Raw genomic sequence first — 301 nt, forward strand, 5'->3', positions numbered from 1 at the left:
TATGGCTTGAGTGCCGCCAACTGGGGACGCTTTATGGTGACGATCTACCGCCGCTGGCGTGGCCAGGGCCATCTCGGCCAGGTTTTTATCATGAATATTGAGCACGTTTACGCGCAGTATTTCACCCTGTCTCTTATACACATCTCCGAGCCCACGAGACAGGAGGTATCATCGCGTATGCCGTCGTCTGCGTGAAAAGGGGGGGGGGGGGGGGGGGGGGGGGGGGGGGGGGGGGGGGGGGGGGGGGGGGGGGGGGGGGGGGGGGGGGGGGGGGGGGGGGGGGGGGGGGGGGGGGGGGGGG

1 protein-coding gene is annotated in these 301 nt (G+C 69.8%); it reads right to left on the reverse strand.

Annotated features, from left to right (window positions below; translation table 11 throughout):
- Positions 1-107: 107 nt before the first annotated feature.
- Positions 108-301, reverse strand: a 194-nt coding sequence (locus tag JHD74_RS26420) for a hypothetical protein (protein ID WP_199063957.1), incomplete at its 5' end; no start/stop codon positions are given.

This window comes from Serratia sp. ASV30 (genome assembly GCF_016428815.1).
GTDB lineage: Bacteria > Pseudomonadota > Gammaproteobacteria > Enterobacterales > Enterobacteriaceae > Chania > Chania fonticola_C.